The 19,708-nt window shown below is 34.6% G+C and carries 23 protein-coding genes and 1 tRNA gene; 18 read left to right on the top strand and 6 right to left on the bottom strand.

Going from position 1 to position 19,708, the window contains the following annotated elements; translation table 11 throughout:
* The first annotated feature begins 66 nt into the window (after positions 1–66).
* The 12 genes from Nisw_RS02455 (at position 67) to Nisw_RS02400 (ending at position 12,093) form a co-directional block, all read left to right on the top strand.
* Positions 67–417 (top strand): arsenate reductase ArsC, encoded by a 351-nt coding sequence (locus Nisw_RS02455; protein WP_255430827.1) that lies wholly within the window; start codon positions 67–69, stop codon positions 415–417.
* 3 nt (positions 418–420) lie between these two features.
* Positions 421–1,104 (top strand): MIP/aquaporin family protein, encoded by a 684-nt coding sequence (locus Nisw_RS02450; RefSeq protein WP_141976211.1) that lies wholly within the window; start codon positions 421–423, stop codon positions 1,102–1,104.
* 25 nt (positions 1,105–1,129) lie between these two features.
* A complete protein-coding gene (hemL, locus tag Nisw_RS02445; RefSeq protein WP_185736651.1) occupies positions 1,130–2,404 on the top strand; it encodes a glutamate-1-semialdehyde 2,1-aminomutase in 1,275 nt (424 codons plus the stop codon).
* Positions 2,401–3,336 carry a hydroxymethylbilane synthase gene (gene hemC / locus Nisw_RS02440; RefSeq protein WP_141976210.1) on the top strand — a complete coding sequence of 312 codons (936 nt, stop codon included), beginning with the start codon at positions 2,401–2,403 and terminating at the stop codon, positions 3,334–3,336. The genes hemL and hemC overlap by 4 nt, the downstream gene beginning before the upstream one ends.
* On the top strand, positions 3,333–4,073 hold the full coding sequence (gene cobA, locus Nisw_RS02435; protein WP_141976208.1) for a uroporphyrinogen-III C-methyltransferase: 741 nt from the start codon (positions 3,333–3,335) through the stop codon (positions 4,071–4,073). The genes hemC and cobA overlap by 4 nt, the downstream gene beginning before the upstream one ends.
* Positions 4,073–4,873 (top strand): uroporphyrinogen-III synthase, encoded by an 801-nt coding sequence (locus Nisw_RS02430; protein ID WP_141976206.1) that lies wholly within the window; start codon positions 4,073–4,075, stop codon positions 4,871–4,873. Before cobA ends, Nisw_RS02430 begins: the two co-directional genes overlap by 1 nt.
* An 87-nt stretch (positions 4,874–4,960) precedes the next feature.
* Positions 4,961–7,057: an Ig-like domain-containing protein gene (locus tag Nisw_RS02425; RefSeq protein ID WP_141976204.1), complete on the top strand. Its 2,097-nt coding sequence runs from the start codon at positions 4,961–4,963 to the stop codon at positions 7,055–7,057.
* 168 nt (positions 7,058–7,225) lie between these two features.
* The gene (gene sufB / locus Nisw_RS02420) at positions 7,226–8,626 is read left to right on the top strand and encodes a Fe-S cluster assembly protein SufB (RefSeq protein ID WP_141976202.1); all 1,401 of its coding nucleotides are present in this window, start codon (positions 7,226–7,228) and stop codon (positions 8,624–8,626) included.
* A gap of 19 nt (positions 8,627–8,645) precedes the next feature.
* The gene (sufD, locus tag Nisw_RS02415) at positions 8,646–10,046 is read left to right on the top strand and encodes a Fe-S cluster assembly protein SufD (RefSeq protein ID WP_141976200.1); all 1,401 of its coding nucleotides are present in this window, start codon (positions 8,646–8,648) and stop codon (positions 10,044–10,046) included.
* A gap of 16 nt (positions 10,047–10,062) precedes the next feature.
* The gene (locus Nisw_RS02410; protein WP_141976199.1) at positions 10,063–11,307 is read left to right on the top strand and encodes a cysteine desulfurase; all 1,245 of its coding nucleotides are present in this window, start codon (positions 10,063–10,065) and stop codon (positions 11,305–11,307) included.
* Positions 11,304–11,747 carry an iron-sulfur cluster assembly scaffold protein gene (locus Nisw_RS02405; protein WP_141976197.1) on the top strand — a complete coding sequence of 148 codons (444 nt, stop codon included), beginning with the start codon at positions 11,304–11,306 and terminating at the stop codon, positions 11,745–11,747. The genes Nisw_RS02410 and Nisw_RS02405 overlap by 4 nt, the downstream gene beginning before the upstream one ends.
* A gap of 1 nt (position 11,748) precedes the next feature.
* On the top strand, positions 11,749–12,093 hold the full coding sequence (locus Nisw_RS02400) for a hypothetical protein (protein WP_141976195.1): 345 nt from the start codon (positions 11,749–11,751) through the stop codon (positions 12,091–12,093).
* On the opposite strand, the gene pgk is transcribed toward Nisw_RS02400, so the two are convergent.
* Entirely contained in the window at positions 12,086–13,312 is a 1,227-nt protein-coding gene (pgk, locus tag Nisw_RS02395; protein ID WP_141976193.1) for a phosphoglycerate kinase, read from the bottom strand. The two genes, Nisw_RS02400 and pgk, sit on opposite strands and share 8 nt — an antisense overlap.
* A 118-nt stretch (positions 13,313–13,430) precedes the next feature.
* Here pgk and Nisw_RS02390 point away from each other — a divergent pair, with 118 nt between their 5' ends.
* Positions 13,431–14,099: a phosphatase PAP2 family protein gene (locus tag Nisw_RS02390; RefSeq protein WP_141976191.1), complete on the top strand. Its 669-nt coding sequence runs from the start codon at positions 13,431–13,433 to the stop codon at positions 14,097–14,099.
* Here Nisw_RS02390 and Nisw_RS02385 read toward each other — a convergent pair.
* Positions 14,088–14,399: a hypothetical protein gene (locus Nisw_RS02385; protein WP_141976189.1), complete on the bottom strand. Its 312-nt coding sequence runs from the start codon at positions 14,397–14,399 to the stop codon at positions 14,088–14,090. The two genes, Nisw_RS02390 and Nisw_RS02385, sit on opposite strands and share 12 nt — an antisense overlap.
* 136 nt (positions 14,400–14,535) lie before the next feature.
* On the opposite strand from Nisw_RS02385, the gene Nisw_RS02380 reads away from it, so the two are divergent.
* Together Nisw_RS02380 and Nisw_RS02375 are read left to right on the top strand one after the other, a co-directional pair.
* Positions 14,536–15,627: a histone H1-like repetitive region-containing protein gene (locus tag Nisw_RS02380; protein ID WP_255430825.1), complete on the top strand. Its 1,092-nt coding sequence runs from the start codon at positions 14,536–14,538 to the stop codon at positions 15,625–15,627.
* 62 nt (positions 15,628–15,689) lie between these two features.
* On the top strand, positions 15,690–16,295 hold the full coding sequence (locus Nisw_RS02375; protein ID WP_141976185.1) for a hypothetical protein: 606 nt from the start codon (positions 15,690–15,692) through the stop codon (positions 16,293–16,295).
* Here the strand turns inward: Nisw_RS02375 and Nisw_RS02370 are convergent.
* A complete protein-coding gene (locus tag Nisw_RS02370) occupies positions 16,289–16,603 on the bottom strand; it encodes a DNA-binding protein (protein WP_012214888.1) in 315 nt (104 codons plus the stop codon). The two genes, Nisw_RS02375 and Nisw_RS02370, sit on opposite strands and share 7 nt — an antisense overlap.
* A gap of 121 nt (positions 16,604–16,724) precedes the next feature.
* Here Nisw_RS02370 and Nisw_RS02365 point away from each other — a divergent pair.
* Positions 16,725–16,826: transfer RNA gene (locus Nisw_RS02365), tRNA-Leu, on the top strand.
* Positions 16,827–16,859: 33 nt separating this feature from the next.
* On the opposite strand, the gene Nisw_RS09310 is transcribed toward Nisw_RS02365, so the two are convergent.
* Positions 16,860–16,982, bottom strand: coding sequence for a hypothetical protein (locus tag Nisw_RS09310; protein WP_255430824.1), 123 nt, complete (start codon positions 16,980–16,982; stop codon positions 16,860–16,862).
* A gap of 185 nt (positions 16,983–17,167) precedes the next feature.
* Between Nisw_RS09310 and Nisw_RS02360 the strand changes: the two genes are divergently transcribed.
* Together Nisw_RS02360 and Nisw_RS02355 are read left to right on the top strand one after the other, a co-directional pair.
* On the top strand, positions 17,168–17,788 hold the full coding sequence (locus Nisw_RS02360; protein WP_141976183.1) for a hypothetical protein: 621 nt from the start codon (positions 17,168–17,170) through the stop codon (positions 17,786–17,788).
* Entirely contained in the window at positions 17,789–18,409 is a 621-nt protein-coding gene (locus tag Nisw_RS02355; RefSeq protein WP_141976181.1) for an HD domain-containing protein, read from the top strand. It abuts the gene before it with no gap.
* Here Nisw_RS02355 and Nisw_RS02350 read toward each other — a convergent pair.
* On the bottom strand, positions 18,406–18,717 hold the full coding sequence (locus Nisw_RS02350) for a hypothetical protein (protein WP_141976179.1): 312 nt from the start codon (positions 18,715–18,717) through the stop codon (positions 18,406–18,408). The two genes, Nisw_RS02355 and Nisw_RS02350, sit on opposite strands and share 4 nt — an antisense overlap.
* Positions 18,714–19,694: a porphobilinogen synthase gene (hemB, locus tag Nisw_RS02345; RefSeq protein WP_141976177.1), complete on the bottom strand. Its 981-nt coding sequence runs from the start codon at positions 19,692–19,694 to the stop codon at positions 18,714–18,716. The genes Nisw_RS02350 and hemB overlap by 4 nt, the downstream gene beginning before the upstream one ends.
* Between the last annotated feature and the right edge of the window lie 14 nt (positions 19,695–19,708).

Below are 19,708 nucleotides of genomic sequence, written 5' to 3'. Positions count from 1 at the left end.
TTGTATTTATGTGATAGTGTGGAAAATGTGCTGTTTGTATGCGTAGAAAATGCCGGTAGAAGCCAGATGGCTGAGGCATTTTTTCGAAAATATGCTCCCTCAAAATATGATGTAATTAGTGCAGGTACTGCCCCTTCTTCTCAACTAAATCCAATAGTTGTTGAGGTGATGAAAGAAATTGGAATTGACATGATGCAACAATCTCCAAAGAATCTTTCTAATGAAATGATTGAGACTTCGTTAAAAACAATCAACATGGGGTGTATGGATAAAGAATCATGCCCTGCGTTATTTGTAAATGAGGTCCTTGATTGGAATATCTCTGACCCTAAAGAAAAACCAATTGATGATGTTAGGGAGATTCGTGATCAAATTTTAAAAAAAGTTTTACAATTAATTGAATCTCTTGAGAAATAAAAAATGGCTTATTCTAATTTACAAATTTTTACTGTAGAGTTAATTGGAACATTCATTCTTGTTGTATTTGCAACAGGATCTATTGTTTATGATGCAGAATTTTTTGATGGACAATTAGGAATTCCTTTTGCAGCAGTTGCACCATTTGTTGCATTGCTAATTGGTGTCTATTCTTTTGGAAAAATCTCTCTAGCTCACTTTAATCCTGCAGTAACTATTGGATATTATATCACAGGCCACATTACAAAAATTCAGATTCTATATTATTTTGCAGCAGAAATTATTGGTGCATTGTTAGGTTCGTTGTTTGTTCTCAAAGTAATTGGTGAGAAAGCAAATCTTGGTGCAAATGCACCCAACTATGATTTTTCATTATCTTTGATTTTTCCAGTTGAAGTATTGGCATCTGCATTGCTTATGGGAGTGATTTTCTATGTTGTATACACAAAAGGATTGAGAGGATTTAGTGGTGTTGCAATTGGAGGTATTGTTGGATTGGATATTTTGTTTTTAGCATTCATCTCTGGTGCTTCTATGAATCCTGCAAGAGCACTTGCTCCTGCTTTATTATCTGGAACTCTGAGTGATTTGTGGTTATATTGGACTGCTCCTTTTGTGGGGACCATTATTGTGGCGTTTCTATTTCGGGGCAAATTTCAAGCCCAAAGAACCTCAAATTACGAATAATAATGACCAAAATCATCACCTTGTATTGAGTAATTCTAAACTATTCTCAGATGCCAAAAAAGTAACTCCCTCAGGTGTCAACAGTCCTGTTAGATATTTTGAGCCATATCCATTTTTCACAAAAAAGGCAGATGGCGCATACATTTGGGATGCTGATAATAGAAAACTAATCGATTTTTGTAATGGCTATGGGGCATTACTTTTGGGACACAGAAGAAAAGAGATTATTAATTCTGTTTCAAAACAACTTGCAAAAGGTACTCTTTACTGTACTCCCACAGAAGCAGAAACTGAACTTGCAAAACTAATCATTGCTAATTTTCCTTCAATTGACAAAGTTCGGTTAATGAACACCGGCGGTGAAGCAACAATGACTGCAATTAGACTTGCACGTGGATTTACAAAAAAGAAAAAGATAATCAAGTTTGAAGGATGTTATCATGGAGCTCATGATTCTGTTTTAGTAAAAGCTGGTTCTGGTTCTGCCCATAATGGCATTTCTGTTTCTGATGGTGGGTTGGATGAAGTATCAAAGAATACTTTGGTAGTTCAATACAATAACATTGAAGATTTACAAAAAACAATTCAAAAAAATAAAGACATTGCCGGTGTAATTGTTGAACCAATCCTAGCTAACATGGGGTTGATTCTGCCTGAGAAAAATTTTCTATCTGATTTGAGAAAGATTACAAAAGAAAACAACATTCCATTAATCTTTGATGAAGTAGTTACTGGATTTAGAGTTGCACCTGGTGGTGCGCAAGAGCACTTTGGAATAAAACCTGACATTACTACCATGGCCAAATCTCTAAGCAATGGATTTACCATTTCTGCAGTGGGTGGCAAAAAAGAGATAATGGATTTACTCTCCCCCGGTGGTAAGGTCTATCAGGCAAGTACCTTTGCTGGAAATCCTATATCAGTAAGTGCTGCAATTGCATCAATTAAGACCATAAACAAACTCAAAAACAAACTATACTCTAAACTTGAAAGATTCAACCTTCTATTTTCTACTGCTTTAGATGATATGGCAACTGATATGGGCATTCCTCACCAAATTAATTTTACAGCATCAATGTTCCAGATTTTTTTTACAAATAAACCTGTTACAAACTATGAAACATCAAAGAAAGCAAACGCAAAGAAATTCCAAAAGATGTTCAACACTCTACTCAAAAAAGGAATATTCATTGCGCCTTCTCAGTTTGAAGTAGTTTTCTTGTCTGATGCACATACAGAAAATGATCTAAACAAAACACTTGATGCATATCATTTGGCTCTAAAATCGGTGAAAAATTGAAGTATGTTGTAGGTGCAAGAGGAAGTCAATTATCAATTGCTCAAACGAACTTGGTAATAGAGGAATTAAAAAAAGTAAATCCTGATACTGAATATGAAATTAAAACAATTACAACAAAAGGTGATATTGACAGTAGACCTCTATTTACAATAGATCAAAAAGGAATTTTTGAAAAAGAAATTGACAGGGCGGTTGCGCAAAAAGAAGTCGATTTTGCAGTTCACAGTCTAAAGGATGTTCCTTCTCAATTAGATGAAAATCTGATTCTAGCTTGTATTCCTAAAAGAGAAACTGTAAATGATGTGTTTATCTCCTCAGATGGTTCTACTCTTGATTCCATCAAATCTGGAGCAGTAATTGGAACAAGTTCACTTAGACGAGCAGTACAAGTATCTCGAAAAAGACCTGATGTTATAGTAAAACCAATTCGTGGAAACATTGAAACTCGAATCAAAAAAGCGTCTGGGGAAAACTATGATGCAATAGTTCTTGCAAAGGCAGGAATTTCTAGATTAGATGTAAATGTAAAATATACAGAATTGTCCACTGATGATTTTTCACCATCTCCTGGCCAGGGTGCAATAGCCATTGTTGCAAGAGCAGATGATTCAAAAACAATTGAGATGCTAAAAAAAATTGAAGATTCTGATTCTCGTTTAGAAATAGAGGCAGAGCGTGCATTATCTGACTTTGTTGATTCTGGATGCCGATTCCCTGTTGGGGCATATGCAAGGTCTAATGGGTCTGAGATGACTTTAACTGTGACAGCTTTTTCTGTTGATGGAAAACAATCTCTTCACGTAAGTAAAACTGGAGATAAGAACAACCCCAAATCTCTTGGTCAAAGTGCAGGAGAAGAATTACGTGAGAAGGGTGTAAATGATCTTGCATTAAATTGGAGAGAAAAAGTAGAGGAGTGGAATAAGGCATGACAGGAAAAGTGTATCTTGTTGGAGCAGGACCTGGAGACAGTAAGCTGATTACACTTCGTGCAGTTGAATTATTGCAAAAGGCAGATGTCGTTTTGTATGATAGACTGGTAAGCAAAAAAATCATCTCAATGATTCCAAAAAAAGCTGAAAAAGTCTATGTTGGTAGAGCAGTAGGTGATGACACTACTCATCAAAACACCACAAATGATTTGATGGTAAAATATGCAAAATCAAAAAAGAATGTTGTTAGACTAAAGGGAGGAGATCCTATCATCTTTGGACGTGGTGGCGAAGAAGCTGAATTCCTTAAAGAAAATAAAGTAAAATACGAAATTGTTCCAGGTATTACTTCTGGAATCGGCTCTGCCACTTATGCTGGAATTCCTCTTACTCATAGAAAATATGCCTCATCTGTAGTCTTTGTAACTGGCCATGAAGATCCTGAAAAGAAACAAGAGATTGTAAAATGGAAACGACTTGCAAAGTCTGTTGACACCATAGTAATAATGATGGGCTTGTCTAGAATCAATATTATTTGTAAACAACTCATTGCAGGTGGTATGGATAAAAAAACCCCCGTTGCAGTAATTCAAAACGGTACTACTCCTAAACAAAAAATGATCAAAGGAACCGTCACAAACATTGCAAAAAAAGTTAAAGAAAATAAAATAACTCCTCCTGCTAATATTATAATTGGAAATGTTGTTGATTTATCAGAAACTATTGGGTGGAAATAATGCTTGATGGAAAAACTATAGCAATCACTCGTTCACATGATGATGCTGCCGAATTCATTTCACTTGCTAAACAAAATAATGCAATTCCGATAGCACTACCAACAATTGAACTTGTTAGCAAGGGGGAGAAAATTGTCGATGAATTTTTAGATTCTGTAAAATCATACAATCCTGATTACTCTGTTTTTATGAGTTCAAAAGCTGTCAAATTACTTTTTGATACTGCAAAAGACTTGGGAAAACTTGAAACTCTTCAACTGGCAATTGCAAACACAATTGTAATTTCAGTTGGACCAAAAACCACTATTGCCCTTGAGGAACAGGGAATCAAAGTAAATCATCAACCTTCAGAAACGTTTTCGTCAGTTGGCGTGGGAGAATTATTCACACAGCTCAACGCTGTTGGAAAAAAAGTCATAGTTCCTAGGAGTGGCGCATCTACCCCATTTCTCAAAGAATTACTAAACAAAATTGGAATTGATGTTTTTGAAATTCATCTGTATGATGTATGTGCATTTAGAGACACAACACAATGGAATGAATTTAGAGAATTGTTCTCACAAAACAAGGTTGATGGTGTAGTGTTTACAAGTGCATCTTCTGTTAGAGGCTTTTTTGAAATAATGACTAAGGACTTTGATGAATCTGCTTTAGTTCAAATGTTGGAAAAATTATCTGTTGTCTCAATTGGACCTTTCACCGCTGATGAATTAAAAAAATTTAATGTACAAAACACTGTGTCTCAAGTACATACTGTTCAGGGTTCTTTTGATTCACTAAAATCCGTAATTTCAAATTAATTTCCATTTGTGGAACTTTGTGTCTTTAAATTGTTTTAATTAAAAAACACCATATTCGTTAAATACTTCAAAGATCTACAACTTCTGTTGAAATTACTTATTTTACTACCTTTGATTTTTACATTGATTGCTGTAGGTAGTGTCTCAAATCATTTTGTTCATGCAGAATCAGTTGATGTCATTGAAAACAAAATGGTGACTCTGGTAGGTGAAGGTTATGATGCAGATGATGAAGATCTCATCTTCAAATGGACCCAAATTTATGGCGAACCTGTCAAACTATCTTCCTATTCTGTCCCTGAACCAACATTCATGGCACCTGATGTGAAAAATGGTGAAATCAAAGTTTTAACATTTGAACTAACAATTACTGATCCACTTGGCGCAAGCAGCTCTGATACTGTTGAAGTCATAGTTAATCCTGAAAATCACATTCCAGTAATTGATGCTGGACGTGATAAAGTTGTATTACAAAACATCAATGCAATGAGCATATTTCCTACTGCCTCTGACGCTGATGGGGATGTGTTAACTTACAAATGGAAACAAACTGCTGGTCAGGACGTTAATCTAGTTAGCACCAATGAAAAACATATCACACTTCAACCAATTTATCTGGATTTTTCAAATTTTGAACCACTAACTTTTGAGGTAACTGTTAATGATGGATTTGGTGGAACTGCAACTGATAGTGTAAATGTATTCTTGTTTTCTAATCTTATTGATAACAAACGAATTTCTGTAGATGTTGGACCAATTCAGACTGTCTATGAGGGAGATGATGTTACACTTAGTGCTACTGGTAAGACATTAGATGGTTCAGATATACGATATACATGGGTTCAATTAATTGGCCCTTCTGTAACTCTTAGTTCTTACAGTGGTCAAGAAGTAAGTTTTATTGCCCCCCAAGTTGGTGATACTGAAAAAATCTTGTCATTCCAAGTAACCGGCTATTCTCCTGGAAATGGATGGGCAAATGCTTTAGCAATGGTTAAGGTATTACCATCAAATGGCTCTCCTGTTGCAAATGCAGGACCTGATCAAACTAAAACTGAAAATGTTCTTGTAAAGATAGATGGAACTGGAACTGATCCAGATGGTGACAGAATAAAATATTCTTGGATTCAAAAATCTGGAACCCCTGTGGACTTCTATGAAAGAGCTTCATTTTCAATTTACTTTTTCACACCAAAAGTTGCCGAGTCTGAGAAACTAGTCTTCGAACTTACTGTAACTGATACTCATGGAAATTCAGATTCAGATTCTATGACTGTCTTTGTTACTGATAGAAATTCTCCCCCAAGTGCTTTAGCCGGACCTGACAAAAGAGTAGTTAGCGGTAGTGATGTAACCATTGTTGGTTCTGGTGCCGACGCTGATGGTGATGAACTCACATTCTCTTGGAAACAACTATCTGGTGATATGGTGGATTTCAATAAATCTGGCAAATCTCTAAACTTTAAAGCTCCAGAAGTACTACCTTCTGAATCAAAACGTCTCTCTTTCCAATTGACTGTCACTGACACTACTGATCAAAAAGGCTTTGATCAAGTTGTAGTATTCGTATCTCCAGAAAATGGTGCCCCTATTGCAACTGCTAGTGATGATAGAACTGTTTATGAAAATACACTAGTTGATATCATGTGTAGTGGAGTAGATCCTGATGGTGATAGTTTAACATTTACTTGGTCTACTCAATCTAATGCTAAATTCACTGATTCATCATCAGGAAAAACTACAGTTACTGCTCCAAGTGTTGTAAAAGACTCTAAAATCACTTTAACTTGTACTGTCAGTGATGGCACACTTAGTGCATCTGATAGTCTTGTATTGACTGTAAAGAATACTTTGAATCAAGACATTATTGCTGATGCTGGAAATGATAGAATTGTAAATGAAAATGTAAGAGTTTCTCTTGATGGAACTGGTAGTGATCCTGAAAATCAACCATTGAAATTTACTTGGACTCAAATTTCTGGTGAAAAAGTAAATTTATCTTCTAGCTCTAGTTTGACTCCATCATTTACTAGCCCCACAGTTGCAAATAATGAAATCAAAGTTCTGGTCTTTGAATTAAAGGTATTTGATGATAATGGAAGACAAGCTACTGATACAGTAAAGATAACTGTTGATCCAATCAACTCTCCTCCAGAAGCAACAGCATCTGCTAAACAATCTTAATTTTGATTTTTTAGCAAGTCTTATGATCAACTCAAATCTTTTGAAATCTTTTACAAACCATTGAATATGAAATCAAAAAATAATCTAAACCTGATGACTTTAGCTCTACCTATTTAGCTCTGCCTACTTTTCCTCATGTATTTATAATATAACGGGGTTATTTTGCTCATGGCAACTGAAAACCTTGACATGGATTATTCAAAATATGATTTTAAGGACTCTACAGAAATGTATGTCCACCTTAGCAAGAAAGGCCTGACTAAGGATACTGTAATTGGCATCAGTAAAATGAAAGATGAACCTCAATGGATGCTTGATTTTAGATTACGTTCTTTTGAAATCTTTATGAAAAAACCAATGCCAACTTGGGGTGGAGATCTCAGTGTCATTGATTTTCAAAATATCTACTATTATGCAAAAGCATCTGAGAAAGCAGAAAAGAACTGGGATGATGTACCTGAAGATGTCAAAAATACCTTTGACAAATTAGGAATTCCAGAAGCTGAAAAGAAATTCTTGGCAGGTGTTGGTGCACAATATGAATCTGAAGTTGTGTATCACAGTTTAAGAGAAGACTTGGCAAAACAAGGTGTTTTGTTTTTAGACACTGATGCTGCATTAAAAGAACATCCAGAGATTTTCAAAAAATACTTTGGAAAAATCATTCCTCCTGAAGATAATAAATTTGCAGCACTAAACAGTGCAGTTTGGAGTGGTGGTTCATTCATCTATGTTCCACCTGGTGTCAAAGTTGACATGCCACTTCAAGCATACTTTAGAATCAATGCTGAAAACATTGGTCAGTTTGAAAGAACATTGATCATTGTAGATGAAGGTGCAGACGTACACTATATCGAAGGTTGTACTGCTCCTGTTTACTCTTCAGAGTCATTACACTCTGCAGTTGTTGAACTAGTTGCACATAAAGACGCACATCTAAGATATACTACAATCCAGAACTGGAGTAACGATGTTTACAATCTTGTAACAAAACGAGCTTATGCATATGAAGGTGCAACAGTTGAATGGATTGATGGAAACATTGGAAGTAAACTTACCATGAAATATCCTGGAGTGTATCTTATGGGTGAACGTGCTTATGGTGAAACACTCTCTATTGCATTTGCAGGCAAGGGTCAACACCAAGACACTGGCGCAAAAATGGTTCATTTGGCACCAAATACTACCTCTAAAATTACATCCAAATCTGTAAGTAGATTGGATGGTCGTTCCACTTACAGAGGATTACTCAATGTGGCAAAAGGAGCTACCAATGTAAAATCTACTGTAAGATGTGATGCACTATTACTTGATGATACATCCAAGACTGACACTTATCCGTACATGGAAATCAATCAGGAAGATGCAACAATTACTCATGAAGCAACAGTTGGAAAAATTGGAGATGAACAAATCTTCTATCTTATGACTAGAGGATTTACAGAAGAAGAAGCATTGTCTCTAATTGTTAATGGTTTCATGGAACCATTTACAAAAGAACTTCCAATGGAATATGCAGTAGAGTTGAACCGTCTGATAAAACTTGAGATGGATGATTCTGTAGGATAATCCTATTGGTTGTGGTAAAATGTCTCAAGAAACACTATCTAAAATTGATGAATCTCACATCAATGAAATTTCTTCATCCAGAAATGAACCTGACTGGTTAAAAGACTACAGAAAGGACTCTCTTTCAATTTACAGTACACTTCCAATTGAGATGTCTCCTCTTTACAATAAATATACTGATGCAAAAAGACTAAACCCTGAAAAAATTTCAATTGCTTCTTCAACAAGAGATACAATTCCTGATTTTCTTCAAAGGAGACTTGGAGAATTAGAAAATGAAATTTGTATTATTCAAATAGGAACTAACATTCACAGAATTAATCTTCCTGATGATCTAAAATCTCAGGGCTTGGTTATTTCCTCTATCTCTGATGCAATTCAAAACAATTTTGAACTTGTGAAAAAAGCACTAGAGGCATCCAATTCCAATGATGACAAATTTACTGCCTTAAACAATGCTGCATTCAACTCTGGTGTGTTTATTCACATTCCAAAAAACTTGGTTGTGGAAAAACCAATTCACTTCTTATCTTGCTTGTCTGATGATGGATTATCCATAATATCTAGAAATGTCATCTTTGCAGATGAAAGTAGTAAAGCATCTATTGTTCAAGAATTATACTCTCCAAAGGCTGATTCTCAGCAAGCATACCTTGAATTACTTAACACAAATGTTGCAGCAAATGCCGAATTAAATATTACAACTTTACAGATGATGGACCAAAACTCTGTTAATTTCTCTACTAGAAGAACTGATTTGGCACAAGATTCTAAGGTAAATTGGTATTCTGGATTATTTGGCTCTGTATTATCTCGATACAAAATTGATTACTATCTTAATGGCACTGGCGCATCTTCTAATGAATCTGAAGTTGTGTTTGGAAACAATGATCAACACTTTGATATTCAGACAAACATGAACCATCAAAGTCCTGCAACTGAAGCTAGAGTTGTAGAAAAATCTATTCTAAGAAACAGATCAAAATCTCTTTTCAAAGGAATGATTAGAATTAAAGAAAATGCTGCAAAATCAAATTCCTTTTTGTCTGGTCGCTCTATCCTCTTAGACAAAAATGCAAAATCTGATGCAATTCCTGGACTTGAAATTCTAACAAATGATGTTAAAGCAACCCACTCTGCATCTGTAGCACAAATTGATGAAGAGCAAATATTCTACCTTAAAACCAGATGTTTGAGTCATGAGGAGGCTGAAAGAACTATTGTTGAAGGCTTTTTGGAGCCATTATCAAGAAAAATGTCTTTTCAAGTGAGGGCATGGATTGCATATCTTATTGAATCAAAGTGGGAAAACCGTGAATTAACAATCAACACTGATGAAGAACTAGCAAAATTCGTTGAAATTGAAGAGACAAGATATAACGAAGATTCTGAAATTGAACAACACTACAAATACCGATAACAGGAGAAATTAAAATTTGCAAAGCACTCAATCCTCATTTGAAAATTTAAGAAAAGACTTTCCGATACTTGAAAGGACTGTACGCGATAACAAACATCTAGTTTATCTTGATAATGCATCTACTACACAAAAACCAAATCAAGTAATTGATGCTATTACTGACTATTATCAAAATCATAACGCAAATATCCATAGAGCAGTTTATGCATTAGCTGAAGAAGCAACAGAAGCTTATGAGAACACCAGAGATAAAATTGCAAAATTTGTTAACATCAAAGATAGACAAGAAATAATCTTTGTTAGAGGTACCACTGAAGCAATTAACCTAGTTGCATATGCGTGGGGAAGACCTCACATCAATGAGGGCGATATTATTGTCACTACTGAATATGAGCATCATAGTAACATTGTTCCATGGCAACTTCTTACCCAAGAAAAACGTGCCAAACTAGAATACATTGGAATGGATGACAATGGTGAATTAATTCTAGATGATCTTGACAAACATCTTGCAACCGGTAAAGTGAAACTTGTTACATTTAGCCTAATGTCTAACGTACTTGGTACCATTACTGATGCTAAAAAAATTATTGAAAAATGTAAGGCAGCAGGTGTTCCTACTTTGATAGATGGAGCTCAGGCAGTTCCTCACATGAAAGTTGACCTTGAAGATTTAGGCTGTGACTTTTTTGCATTTTCTGGCCATAAGATGCTGGGTCCGACTGGAATTGGTGTTCTATGGGTTAGAAAATCTGTGCTCAATACAATGAGCCCTTTCCACGGTGGCGGTGATATGATTCGTGAAGTTCACAAATATGAGACTACTTGGAATGACTTGCCTTACAAATTTGAAGCTGGAACTCCTAATATTGCTGATGTTGTAGGATTGGGTGCAGCAGTTGACTATCTAACTAAAATTGGAATGGATAATATCCGCGAACATGAAATTGAACTAACAAAATATGCTATTGAAAAATTATCTAATGTTAAAGGACTTCATATCTATGGAACAAAAGATATGTCTAAACGTGGAGGTGTGATCTCATTTAATTTTGCAGATGTGCATCCTCATGATGTTGCACAAATTATTGATGAAGAAGGAATTGCAGTACGTTCTGGTCATCACTGTGCACAAGTTTTGATGGAGAGACTAAATGTTGCAGCTACTTCAAGAGCAAGTTTTTACATTTACAACACTAAAGAAGATATTGATGTACTTGTTAATTCATTAAATACGGTGGCAAAGGTGTTTAAGTTATGAGTAGTAATGCTGACATTTACCATGAAATGATTGTAGATTATTCAAGAAATCCTGTAAATTATGGTGAAATAGAAAACCATGATGTAACCTTCCATGATTCAAATCCGTTATGTGGTGACAGTATTGACATTGATATGAAAATTGACGACAATAAAGTGACTGATATCAAATTTCATGGTAAGGGATGCGCAATTTGTATGGCATGTTCTTCAGTTTTGACTGAAATCACTAAAGGCAAAAGTCTTGATGATGTAAGAAATATTGAAAAAAATGATGTCCTAAGTGAATTGGGATTAGAACACTTGCAAGCAGTTAGAATCAAATGTGCTTTGCTTTCTCTAAAGGTACTCAAATCTGCTCTTTATACCTACATTGGAAAACATCTTGAAAATTCAGAAGATGTAGATAAATTAAAAGAAGAGGCAGCAAACCTGTACTAGTATGAGTTTTACGCCTACAACTCCAATTGAAATTCAAATAAGGAAAATAATATTTGAGAAATTCAATGAAATTGATACTATTTTTACAAATGACTCCATATTTGAAATTCTCAAAGCAAATGGTGACATTGATCCTTCATGGATAATTGATGATATCGAAACTTTTGTCAATGATCTTTGTGATTCTGGTCTTGCAAGAAATGTTGCTCAGAATTTTACTACCATTCATCTGAAACTATTTGATACCGTTGAAAAATTACATTGCAATGCTTGTGATCAGGACGTCTTTCTTGGAAAATCTGAAGAACGAGTTTGTCCAAACTCTTCGTGTAAATCTACTATTTAGATTGGTGTTTTACTCTAGCATCTTCTAATGCTTTTATCATTGGTAATTTCTCTCCCGTGAGATATAGAACAAGTGCTCCTCCTGCAGTACTAATGTGATTAATTTTATCTGCTAATCCTTGTTGTTTCAATGCTGTTGTTAAGTGACCTCCACTAACAATTGTTGTTGCCATTGAATTTGCTACTGCAGTTAGTAATGCTTTCGTTCCAAAACTAAAATTTTCTTTTTCAAAAAATCCTGCTGGACCACTAATGAATACTGTTCCTGCACCTGCAATTAATTTTGAATAATATTCTACAGTTTTTGGACCTAAATCAAAAATCTTATCACCTTTGCCCATCTCTCTTACATCCATCTCTACTCTTTCACCATCTTTGTCAATTGCAATGTCTACTGGTGTTGCAAAGACGTCTGGATACTCTCCTATCAATGTGTGGGCTTTTGCAACGACTTCTTCTTCTCTTTTAATTCCAAGTGATGATTTGATCCTGGCTTGTGCACGCATGAATACATTTCCAATCAATCCTGTTAGTAAGACATGATCTGCTCTGCCGTTTTGAATAAGTAATTTGATTGCCTCAAGCCTATCTGGAACTTTAGATCCTCCTAAAACTATGACATGAGGAGCCTTTGCAACAGTCATGATTTCATCAAGATTTCTAACTTCTCTTTCAACTATTCTTCCTGCACATGCAGGTAATACTTGTGGAAATCCGACAATTGACGGATGTGATCTGTGTGCACTAGGAAATGAATCCAACACACAGAGATCAAATAGTTTTGCTAATCTAGTTACCATGATTGTTTTTGCTGCATTCTCTGGAGTAAATTCATAATTTTCTTCAGCACATAATCTCAGATTATCCAAAAGTAGAATGTCTCCATTCTCTAAATTTTTAATTGCATTTTGTGCAGCTTCACCAATAACGTCTTCAACATATTTTATTTCTCTATTCATTAATTTTTCAAGAACTTTTGCATGTTTGTCCATTCCAGTATAATCATTATTCCCAACTCTTCCTTGGTGTGATGCAACAACTACTTTGGCTTCTTTTAGTGATTGTAGTGTTTCTATGGCTTCTTCAATTCTTTTGGTACCTGAAATTTCCATAGTTTCTGGGTCTATTGGACAGTTCATGTCCACTCTCAAAAAAATGGTCTTACCTTTTAAGTCAAAATCATCAAGTGTGAGTACCTTCACGACTTTTCTATTATGCACTTGGTTAAATTCTTTGAGCCGATCAGAATTATTCTGTAAACTTTATTTTCAAAAATAATGATTTCCAAAACTTATCTATTGACAAAAATTAAAAGATGCGTATATGGAGTTTGATTGATTGCAAAACTGGCTTTTTGATATTAGGTCTCGTTCATTTGTATTGCTGACAATTTTATTTTTGATTTTAACTGGATTAGTGTACTCTGGAATTACTGAAAGTTTTGATCAAAGTATAGTTTCGTTTTTCTCTCAAAATGTTGGAAATCCTACACTTGACATCATAATGCAGTATGTTACAGAAAGTGGCGATGTTTTTAACATGTTGGTCTTTGGAATTGTGATGTTAATTATTCCAAAAACCAGAAGGATAGGAATTACCCTGATGATATTGATTGTATTGTCTACTCTCCTTACTGGATACATAAAATGTGGAATTGATCGTGATAGACCTGATTTTGATTATGAGGGTGTAGAGTTCCCTGTAGAAATCAGTCGTGACACTTTTGCCCTCTTCTGTGAGGGTGGATTTGATGCCTCTTACCCATCTGGGCATGCTGCCAGAGCTATGATATTTGGAATTATCTTGGGGTATGCATTATCTGAACGATTCCCCAGGGGTGCGTATTTACTGTTCTTATATCCTGTAATGATCTCTTTGAGTCGAATCTATGTTTTACAGCATTATCCGATGGATGTGATAGGTGGAACAGTTATTGGAATCATGCTTGCCGGCGTTATGGCAAATAGAACAAAACTATACAAAATTTTTGACAAATCAAAAACCTAACTCTGTTAATGCTGAATTACTAATCAAAACTATTGCATAATGTTCATCATCATGATGATATGTCCAATATCTGATATCTCGAATTTCATTTTTTTGTCTTAATCCATGAGTGACTCCAGTGGTTACTGTATATCCGATTCTTTTTGCAAGTTTGGATTCTTTTGGCATTAAAACTCGAAATCCTTCTTTTTTACCTTGAAATCCAACACTCACCATGTCTTCAACCGCATTTGATGCATCTTTTTCGTCTTTGAGATCATATGTTTTTGTTACTGGCAAGTCTTTTGGATGAAAATCCATAGTAATAGTCAGATATCTTGACTAATATTTTTTAAAAAATGATATTTGCGATCATTATTAGTTAATTTTCTTAACTGGTAAGTCAAATCATGATTATATTAACAACTTAATCGACTCTTTTGGTTTGTTTGAATTATTGGCATCATTAGAAAAAACAGTTTTGCAACTGCGTAAAAAACAACAAGAAGCAACTAAACTAAGAAAAAAAGCAGAAAAACAACTCAAAGAAGTTCTTTCAGCTCATAGACGTTCTTCATCAGGTCTTAACTCTATTGACAGAAAAATAGAATCTGAGAAAGAAGATGCTTCAGATGTTTCTAGCGTTTTAAATCAAAAAAATTCCCAATTGGAAAGTATCCAAAGACTAATTCAGACTGCTGAAGAGCGTCTAACTAGGGAAAAAGAAGCCATTGAGCAAACTGAACAGGAAATTGAATTTTCTGAAAATCCTGAAGAAAAACAACTTGCTGAATCTCGATTACGCTCACTAACAGACCGTGTTGAGGAGTTAACTTCTGAAATTAAAAGCAGACAAAAAACTGCAAAAAAAATCACTGATGATGTTGCCAAATTCGATAGCATACAATCAAAACTTTCTACTAAAATTCAAAAACAATCTCAATCAAAACCCTCTCTGCGTGAGACAATGATGTCTAGTAAGAAAGCAGCTGAAAAATTTGTTAAAGAATTGGAAATCAGAAAAAAATCTGAAGAATCTGCAAAGAAAGCATTAGAGAAAGCATCCTCAAAATTAAAAGAAATTCTAGATAAGAAAAAAACTGCATCTAAAAAGAAACCAGCAAGAAAAACTGCAGCTAAAAAGAAACCAGCAAGAAAAACTGCAGCTAAAAAGAAACCAGCAAGAAAAACTGCAGCTAAAAAGAAACCAGCAAGAAAAACTGCAGCTAAAAAGAAACCAGCAAGAAAAACTGCAGCTAAAAAGAAACCAGCAAGAAAAACTGCAGCTAAAAAGAAACCAGCAAGAAAAACTGCAGCTAAAAAGAAACCAGCAAGAAAAACTGCAGCTAAAAAGAAACCAGCAAGAAAAACTGCAGCTAAAAAGAAACCAGCAAGAAAAACTGCAGCTAAAAAGAAACCAGCAAGAAAAACTGCAGCTAAAAAGAAACCAGCAAGAAAAACTGCAGCTAAAAAGAAACCAGCAAGAAAAACTGCAGCTAAAAAGAAACCAGCAAGAAAAACTGCAGCTAAAAAGAAACGAAAACGTTAGAAAAAATATTTCTTCGTTTAATTTCCTATGATATTAAAGCAGGTTTTATCTGAATTTCAGTGATGAAAAAACATGGACCTGTAATTGCCGTCTCTGGAATAGTTTTGGTAATTATTTCTCTTTCAATTGCTGTGTCTGCTATCCCAACTAATGTTACTGGTCCTGGTGATTTGTTTGTATCTTCATTGTTTGAAGGTATGTTTGATGAAATTTCTAATGAAATTCAAATCATGCCTGATGATTCAGCCTATTTTTCTTACTCCACTTATTCTTCTGACATTCCTATTTTGTGGGGTATTCAAATTCTTGATTATCAGGCTGGGGATAAATTATCTATAACAATCACAAATATTTTTGGTGATGACTATGGAACATTTGTACAAGATGAACCCATTCTTTTTGAAGTATTAGAAATATCTCAATCTGACACATTAAATCTTGAAATCCAAAATCTTGGTACTGATGATGTCACTGTAATTGTCATGTTTTCTGAGGATCCAGAAAATTCTGAATCTTTTACAAATCCTGATTCTCCTGTTATGAATATGGTTCTACCTTTGATGGTGTCTGGTTTTTTGTTAATTTTGGGTGTTATTGTTTTGATAATTGGCATTATAGTAATTCTAGTTGATCTGAAAAATAATTATGATAATAAAAGAAATTATTGAGGATTTACTTCCATCTGACCAAATTTGCCCTTTGTTAAAGAGACTTCACCTTTGAATTCATTGGTGTATCCATTTGTGATTACAACAACATCCCCAACATTCACTGCTTTGATGTCATCTCCCCATAATGTCAATTTCATTTGGTCATCTTCAGTTTCACCATCAGCTATAACAGCATCACAGACATCTACTGTTCCTCCACTTTTTAGATTAACAGTTCTTGGATCTCCTTTGCTTTTTACTTCTGCCTTAGCATTTATTCCACTTCGCATTTTTTTTACTTGTGAAATTGGTATGAATTCTGCCATGTGTTTTTGAGTCTACTGCGCACGATTATAAGCTTTGTTAAAATTTCTTCAAATTAATAGATCATTTTTCAAATCTGTCAAAATAGTAATCGAAAAATACTGCTCTTTGTCCATTCTCATTGCAGAGATATCGAAGCCCGGTCAACCGAGAGGGACTCAAGATCTTCCAAAATAGGAAATCCCTTCTTTTAGGAGTTCGTGGGTTCAAATCCCACTCTCTGCACTATATTTTCTACAAAATTGTAAATTTTTGAAATTATGCTACAATTGCTTTAACTTTGCTTACAGAATGTTCTGAAATTTGTTTGTGCATTTCTGCCACATCTTCGTCCTTGAAAGATAGATTGCATCTAAAACACTTCCAAACAATCTCGGACATGCCTAACTATAGGCATAATTTGCTTATAAAGATATTGCATGATTGATCCAATTTTTTACAATACCTGATCATTGTTTTGAAAAACATGTAATTTTTTTAATTTTTTAGATCATAATGAAATTTTTTTGTGACTGCATACTGATCCAAGGGTTTAGAAGCAAAAAAACTAGCATATTCTTTGAAAGATGGTAGATATTTTTGAAATTTTTGGAGAATTATCATATCTTGGAATTTTTCTTGCATTAATTCTTGTAAATGCATCTCCAATCTTAATGCCTCCAAGCTGGATTGTATTGACCTCATTTTACCTTCTTGATCCTAGCTTGAATGTAGTTTTTCTTGCTATGGTTGGCGCAACGGGTGCCACTATTGGTAGGTTCTTTCTCAAAAAGATTAGTGGATTATTTAGAAAATTCGTTGGGGAAGAACAAAAATCAAATCTTGACATAATTGGTGATTATCTTAATCACAAAAAATATGGTTATTTGCTTGCATCATTTCTTTTTGGCGCAACCCCTCTGCCAAGCAATATGTTGTTTATCACTTATGGATTGATGCGTGCAAAAAGTATTGGTATCTATGTTGGATTTTGGTTTGGAAGAACTATTTCATACATCATAATGATTTACTTTGGGAATGCTGTTTTACAACCTTTCTTGGAAATCTTTGAGGATCGCTTAACTGGAATTTTATTAATTGATGGTGTGGGAATCGGAGTCATTGTTCTATTTGCATCTATTAATTGGACAGTATTAATTACTCAGAGAAAAATTAAATTTGTCAAACCAAAAATATGGAGATTCTAAATGAACGTTCTTGAATTACTTAAACAAGATATAAAAAAAATTATGGTAAATGATCCTGCTCATGACTTTGAGCATATTATGAGAGTATACAAAACTGCACAAAAAATCTGCAAAAAAGAAAACGCAAATGAGAAATTAGTTTTAAGTGCTGTATTATTACATGATATTATCTCTTATCCGAAATCTGATAAGCGCTCAAAAATGTCTTCAATTGAGAGTGCAAAAAAGTCAAAACAAATCCTAAAAAAATATGACTTTGATGAAAATGAAATTACAATAATTTCAGATGCTATTCGTGATCATAGTTTCTCTCAAAAGAAAACCCCTGAAACTATTGAAGGAAAAATTCTCCAAGATTCAGATAGATTAGATGCCTTAGGCGCAATTGGTATTGCTCGGGTTTTTGCTACAGGTGGCTCTTTAAAGAGACCTTTTTACAACATCAATGACCCATTTTGTAAAAAAAGAAGTCCTGATGACAACACATGGACTGTGGACCATTTCTTTCAGAAACTGCTTAAACTAGAATCTCTCATGAATACAAAATCTGGAAAGATTGAGGCAAAAAGAAGAACAAGAATTCTAAAAGACTATCTTAAACAACTAAAACAAGAAGTTTAACCATAATCGACATATCTATCGTATCTCTTCTCAATCTCTTTATTCAATCCTGAAACTATCTTTTCATATTCCTCATTTTTTCTAAAATCGATATATTTTCGAATTGCATCAAATTCCTCATCATTAGGATATGATTCAAAGACTGGTTCGACCATCTTTAGGTACTCTAGAGTTTTTTCACGGAATTCTTCTCTTGTAGGTTTTTTGATACCTTTCATTCTGAATTCAACTGAAGCCCAACTTGCACCAATGACATGTGGAAGTAAATCAAATGCCCTTTGAATCTCGTAACGTTCGTCGTTTCTCATGATTCTTGAAGAAATTTTGAAGCAGATTTTGCAAAATAAGTTACTATCATATCTGCCCCCGCTCTCTTTATTGAATACAGTATTTCTTCTGTCATGTCTTTTTCATTGACATATCCTAACTGTGAAGCGGCCTTTACCAGCGCGTATTCTCCAGAAACACTGTATGCTGCAACTGGAACATTGAATTTTCTTCTTGTTTCTGCAATTAAATCCAAATATGATAATGCAGGTTTTATCATAACAATGTCTACTCCTTCATTGATGTCTGTTTCTACCTCCATCATTGCTTCTCTTGCATTTGTATATGGAACCTGGTATGTTTTTCTGTCTCCGAACTTTGGTGCACATTCAGCTGCATCTCTAAATGGTGCATAAAAGTTTGAACGATGTTTTGCAGAATGAGACATTATTGAGACATCTGAAAATCCTTCATCATCAAGTGCTTTTCTAATCGCTGCAACTTGACCATCCATCATTGCAGAAGGTGAAACTGTGTCAACTCCTGCTTTTGCTTGACTTACTGCAATCTTTGAAAGTGTTTCTAAACTTGTATCGTTATCAATTTTATTTCCTTGAATAATTCCACAATGTCCTGTGGATGTAAATTGACATAAACATACATCTGCCATAATTACCATCTTATCTCCAAAGTTTTCTCGAATCTGAGAAATTGCTTTTTGTACAATCCCATTGTCATCAAATGCAGAAGAACCTGCATCATCTTTCTGAGTTGGAATTCCAAATAACATTATTGCAGGAATACCTAAATCACTAATGGTTCCAACTTCATCGTTAACATCCTCTAATGGTAGTCTTTCAATTGCTGTCATTGATTCAACTTTGGTTCTTGTCTTTAGATCTTCTTGAACAAATACTGGACAAATGAAATCTTTTGGAGAAAGTGTGGTCTGCTGAACCAACTCTCTCATTTTACCTGATGTTCTTAATCTACGTAGACGTCTGGTTGGAAATGACATATTAGAAATTCTCT

Source organism: Candidatus Nitrosopumilus sp. SW, from assembly GCF_006740685.1.
Classification (GTDB): Archaea; Thermoproteota; Nitrososphaeria; order Nitrososphaerales; family Nitrosopumilaceae; genus Nitrosopumilus.
The sequence above is the reverse complement of the archived record's forward strand: the minus strand, read 5'-3'. Positions and strand labels throughout refer to the sequence as shown.